5 protein-coding genes are annotated in these 3,884 nt (G+C 45.9%); all 5 read right to left on the bottom strand.

The features are described from left to right. Positions 1 to 9: 9 nt before the first annotated feature. From NST33_RS22450 to NST33_RS22470, 5 genes are read right to left on the bottom strand one after another with little or no spacing between them, the layout of a single operon-like run. Positions 10 to 750: an alpha/beta fold hydrolase gene (locus NST33_RS22450; protein ID WP_339305119.1), complete on the bottom strand. Its 741-nt coding sequence runs from the start codon at positions 748 to 750 to the stop codon at positions 10 to 12. A 25-nt stretch (positions 751 to 775) separates the two neighbouring features. Then, positions 776 to 1,660 carry a hypothetical protein gene (locus NST33_RS22455; protein ID WP_339305121.1) on the bottom strand — a complete coding sequence of 295 codons (885 nt, stop codon included), beginning with the start codon at positions 1,658 to 1,660 and terminating at the stop codon, positions 776 to 778. After that, the gene (locus tag NST33_RS22460; RefSeq protein WP_017687156.1) at positions 1,657 to 1,920 is read right to left on the bottom strand and encodes an acyl carrier protein; all 264 of its coding nucleotides are present in this window, start codon (positions 1,918 to 1,920) and stop codon (positions 1,657 to 1,659) included. Before NST33_RS22460 ends, NST33_RS22455 begins: the two co-directional genes overlap by 4 nt. A 15-nt stretch (positions 1,921 to 1,935) precedes the next feature. Next, complete coding sequence (locus NST33_RS22465) at positions 1,936 to 2,985, bottom strand: HAD-IIIC family phosphatase (RefSeq protein ID WP_237174322.1); 1,050 nt, start codon at positions 2,983 to 2,985, stop codon at positions 1,936 to 1,938. A 19-nt stretch (positions 2,986 to 3,004) separates the two neighbouring features. Beyond that, entirely contained in the window at positions 3,005 to 3,856 is an 852-nt protein-coding gene (locus tag NST33_RS22470; protein ID WP_100526999.1) for a 3-hydroxyacyl-CoA dehydrogenase family protein, read from the bottom strand. Positions 3,857 to 3,884: the final 28 nt, after the last annotated feature.

A 3,884-nucleotide genomic window follows, 5' to 3' on the forward strand; every position in this document is an offset into this window, starting at 1 on the left:
AAGTTGTTCCTATTTATCTGGAGTCATAAAGCTTGTCAGACAATGCGCCACCGTTGAAGGTTGATGCATCATGAACATGTGAGCACCCTCTTTGATGGTTTGAAGCTTCATGGATGTGCCAAAATATCGGCCCCATCTCAACGCGGATTGAAGGGTAACGGTACCATCCCGTTCTCCCCACAGATACAACACCGGCAATGAGAGCGGCTCATATTCAAGCGTTGCTGCAGATTCCAGCATCCTGAAATCCGCCCGGATGACGGGCAGAAAATAATTCAATAATTCTTTTTCATGTATCAGTTCTTGCGGGAGAGCTTCATAGGAAAACAGATGATCAATCAGATTTTCGTCTGACATCCGATCATAATTCTGCATCCCGTATTCGTCAGGCGTGTTGCAGGCTGATAACACAAGCCGCAGCGTTTTAGCTACATCTGGACGTTCCTGATATAAGCGCTGCGCAACGAAGTAGGCTGTAATTCCTCCCAGACTATGTCCAAATAACAGACTGCCAGGCTGTATAACATCCAGCAGCTTGCTGGTATACAGTTCTACGAGTTGCTGCATATGCTCCAGGGGTGTTTCGGTGTTCAGACCATGACCCGGGGGCGTAAACGCCCAAATTTCCGTGTCAGGAAGGTACGGCACTAGGGGCTGAAAACTGTTGGAGTTGCCACCGAGATAAGGAAAACAGACCATTTGTCTGTTTCCCTCCCCCTTTTGTAGCTGCTCCAAGTAGATCGGTTCCATCACTTATCCACCACCTTAACCAGGCTTACTTTCTTTCCAGAACATATGCAGGGAATGTCTGAAGTGAATTATCCACATTTTTACGCTTGAAGATGACATGTATGACAATAGCCGATATTGCAAAAAAGAAGAATTGCATAATTTGAACTTGCGGATTAAAGTAGTACAAATCAATTTGACTTCCTGTGGCTACAAGCCAGAATGCAAGCAGATAAAACAGAAGTGTACCTTTGGTTGCATTGAAGATATAACTTTGGAACACGATAAATGCCATAAGCTGAACAACATAGTATATGTAAGTGGTTGAGGTGCCAAATGAGGAAATCAAGTATCCCGGAAGCACCCATAATCCGAACAACAGGCCGGTAATCAGACCACTTGTTATATTATTTTTTAACTTCCCTTGCAAGAATGGAAGCAAAAATCCGATCCAGCCAAACAGCCCACCAATCAGCCCCGTCTCCTTGATCAGATTCACAATTCCCAACCAGATCATTTCAGGTACACTATATGTCAACTCAGGGACCGGTATGCCGAATAACAAAGAACCAAAGTGCATTGTTGATGCAAAGATGATGGAAATTCCAATAATGAGCGGTATCCAGAACAGGTCCTGTCTGCGCGGAACCAGCTTCATAAACATTCCTTTTAATGCTTCCGTTCCGCCCATCACATAACATGTAATTAATCCGGCAATGGAAGGTGAATACAGAGCAACGATCGCAAGTGGATGCATCAAGGTTAACTCACCTGTTATGGGTACAATAAAATCCGCAAAGAACAAGAACAAACTTGCGATTCCATAACATGTGCCAAAGGAAATTCCCAAAAACAAATACATATATTTGTTGGACGGGCTGGTTGCCGGACTTGTGACTGGACGAATGGATGCCTGATTAGCTGTAATCATAGTGCCGCCTCCTTCTCAGTCAACTTTCTCTCAATAAGATCATGCAAACGGTTAATCGTGCAGAAATTAGCCAAATCCAGATCTTCATTTGCTATCTCAATCTGGAATCTACGCTCTACAAAGTCCACCAAACGCATCGCAAAGAGCGAATTGACGAACCGCTGCTCAAAATAATTGTCATTATCATTAATTTGAGTGTCCTCATGATCCATGGTGAGGTTGTTCCCGATAAACTCCCGAATTTCCTGACGATAATCCACTGCCCTTCCCCCTTGTTATTGATGTTGCCCCTCGGGCACTAAAACCTCAATGTAATCTGGAAACTCTACAGCCTGCTGTAAATCATGATGAAACAGTACTCTTCCTTCCTGATCTGCAGATTGCTGCTTGAAACCGGCAAAGCGGTAGCTGATATTCATCATCCGGTTCCTTCCGGTATCCCTGAAGTCCGCAAGCATCTGTTTGCCCTGCTTCTGAGCTTCACGCATGATATACGTTAGCAGTACACTCCCTGCTCCCCTGGACATCACTCTACAAGACATCAGAAGCATGTTTAGCCGCCATACTTTCTGCTGCATGTGAATAAGTGCAAGCCCAATTTTGCCATACGTCCCGTATTTGTCTTCGAGTTCACACACCAATAACATATGGTCCTGCGAGGTCATCAGTTGATGCAGCTCCTCGTAACTGTAGGTAATTCCCGTTGCATTTAGCTGATTGGTGCGGACGGTAAGTTCCTCTGCACGTTGAAGGTCATCCTCAGTAGCCTCGTAGATGGAAAATTTCATGCCCAGCGTAGCCAGAAATTGTTCTGAAGGTCCTGCATACTGTTCCTCAGCCTGTTTACGGAGTGTATCCGCCTGATACATCTGCCTTCTGCACGCAGAGTCGGCTGTAATGAATCGGGGCATCAGCCTGGGGTCATCAAGCATGGTTTCATATTGATCCGCATGAAGTACCTGAATGTCAGCATGTACACTTTGCACTTCTTCCAGTTCAAAAGGTTGATCATCCACAAACAGAATGGCATCCATGCCGATATTAATGTTCTGCTGAATCCGCTGAACAGAGACGGACTTCGCATCCCAATGGATTTCGGGATACAGAAAATATTCGGCGATGCCCAGTTCGTTCAGTTTCGCCCAAGCCAGCTCTGCATCATTTTTACTGGCAACAGAATGCAAAATACCTCGCTGGTCCAGTTTTTCAATCACCTCCTTTAAGCCCGGCTTCAGATGCACATCTGCAGATTCAAGCAAAACCCCATCCCATATGGTGTGGTCCAGATCCCAAACGATACACTTGATATCCTTGAGCTTTTCCATGGTCATGCCACCCCTCATCTTAGTAGGCATAGAATCCTTGACCCGTCTTCCGCCCCCACTGTCCTGCATCAACCATTTTCTGCAACATCGGACAGCATCGGAATTTGGGGTCCTGATAGCTGTCGTACAATACTTTCAATGAATGCACGACCGTATCCAGACCAATCAGATCCGCCGTCTCCAGCGGCCCCATCTGATAATTGAAGCCCTTCTTCATAATGGCGTCCACCTGCTCGGGTGTAGCGATTCCATCCTGTACAATGTACGCCGCTTCATTCATTAACAAGTGCGAGAGGCGATTAGAAACAAACCCGGGCAGATCCTCTATGACAACTGGACTTTTATCAAGAGTTTCCAAAAACGCTACCATCTCATGTTCCGTACCCTGTGTTGTATGATGTCCTTTGATCACCTCCACCATGGATTTAACGGGAACCGGATTCATCAGATGCACTCCAATGACTCGACCTGGGTCAGGCAAAAATGAAGCGAGCTTTGTCACGGAAATACAGCTTGTATTTAGCGCAAATAAAGCATCCGGACGAACCTTGTGGGATAGTCGTGCGTAAACTTCCTTTTTCAACTCCAGGTTTTCGGTTACATTTTCAATAATGATACTTGCCTCTTCCACACCTTCATCTTGTGTCTGGAACGAGATTCGTTCCATGATCTGATCCAGGGGCACCTGACCGTACCCTTGCTTCAGAAAGCAAGCTGAACGATATTCACGACGTATAACATCAGGGGCATGTTCGATGACCGACGCCGAAATATCCTGCAAAATTACACGATAACCAGCCCTCGCGACATCCAGTGCTGTGGCGCATCCCATCACCCCTGCGCCAATGATTGCAATGAGTCGATTATGCACACCTAATCACCTCCTTATTGAGCTACCA

Origin of the sequence: Paenibacillus sp. FSL L8-0435 (genome assembly GCF_037965655.1) — a bacterium.
In the GTDB taxonomy this organism is placed as follows: domain Bacteria; phylum Bacillota; class Bacilli; order Paenibacillales; family Paenibacillaceae; genus Paenibacillus.

What these genes read in the sequence shown, in the direction of transcription:
- NST33_RS22450 (WP_339305119.1), bottom strand. Translation starts at nt 750, where the DNA reads ATGGAACCGATCTACTTGGAGCAGCTACAAAAGGGGGAGGGAAACAGA.
- NST33_RS22455 (WP_339305121.1), bottom strand. Translation starts at nt 1,660, where the DNA reads ATGATTACAGCTAATCAGGCATCCATTCGTCCAGTCACAAGTCCGGCA.
- NST33_RS22465 (WP_237174322.1), bottom strand. Translation starts at nt 2,985, where the DNA reads ATGGAAAAGCTCAAGGATATCAAGTGTATCGTTTGGGATCTGGACCAC.